We start from the raw sequence: 1,296 nt of genomic DNA on the forward strand, positions 1-1,296 counted from the left end.
GAAGGGAAGGATGTGGGGGAGCACTATGCGCTCGGGGGGCCCGTCGTATCCCTGGATTCTGCGGAGCAGCAGTTCGAAGCCGCGCCGTCCCATCATTTCGCGGGGGACCGTCACTGTGGTCAGCTGCAGCGGGCCGGCGCTGGAGAAGCTCATGTCGTCGAATCCGGCGACCGCCAAATCCTCCGGCACCTGGAGCCCCCGTTCCCGGCAGACGTCGAGGACGCCCACCGCGATCATGTCGTTGCCGCACAACACGGCCTCAACCTGCTGCCCGGCGCTCAAGAGCGTCCGGGCCCGGGCGGCCCCGGATTCCCGGGTCAGCGCACCCCAGAGCCCGTCCTCGTTCACAACGGTCGCGCCCTCCATCGCCAGGCCTTCCCGGAAGCCCCGCTCACGGTCTCGGGAAACACTGGACGCGCCGGCGCCGCCGAGCACCGCGACCCTTTTTCGACCTGTCCCTGCCACATGTTGTGCCAGCTCCCGGGCCGCAGCCAGATTGTCGACTACTACCGAATCGGCAGCAGCTCCCTCGAGCACTCGGTGCAACTGCACGAAGGGAACACCGCGTCGGGTGAGGCTTTCAAGCAAGTCGCGGTCCTGATCGGCTACAGAAGTGAAGAGCAGGCCGGCTGAATTCCGGTCAAGCTGTGCCATTGCCGCTTCGGTCTGTCGCTCCCCATTAATGCCGACGTTGGAGACGAATACCTCGAAGCCCTCCAGAGTGGCCGCGGCGATCACTCCGCTGGCAAGATCAGGGTAAAACGGGTTTGCTATGTCGGCGAAAAGCAGGCCGACGGCATCTGTCCGCCCGCGGCGCAATTGCTGGGCTACCTTGTTGGGGCGGTACCCCAGGTCTTCCGCAGCAGTGAGGACACGATCACGTAAATCCTCACTAACCCCGGGCCGCCCGCTCATTGCATAGGACACTGACGCGGATGAAACACCCACCCGCTGTGCAACGTCGCGGATGGTGACTCGCACGCTCTTATCTGGGCCTGAACGCTCTTCCGTCACCATAAACGAAAGCTTATCCGTTTAAGAAGATTCGAGCGTCGCGCTTTCTCCTTCGGCCGCGCTTAGCCATTTAGCCGTTTCTCATGAGGTGAGCGCCGATGCGGCTTTCCTCTCCACGGAAGCCGGCCACCTGCTAGCTGTACTGCCCAGGGACGTTGGTTCGGTGAATGTGATGACTCGCTGGAGTCGTTGACCTAAAGGTGAGGACCTCCGGTTGCACAGTGGAGTTGCTTAGACAACCGCTGCAGCGACCAGGAGGTCCTCAATGTCTCACGCTAATGC

At 62.8% G+C, this 1,296-nt stretch carries 1 protein-coding gene; it reads right to left on the minus strand.

Features of this window, described 5'->3' with window-relative positions; all coding sequences use genetic code 11:
* Window positions 1–1,017 (minus strand): LacI family DNA-binding transcriptional regulator (locus AC1DHX_RS20710; RefSeq protein WP_476900461.1); only part of this gene is annotated, 1,017 nt, incomplete at its 3' end.
* Window positions 1,018–1,296: the final 279 nt, after the last annotated feature.

It is taken from the genome of Arthrobacter sp. 05N33_2 (genome assembly GCF_056397425.1).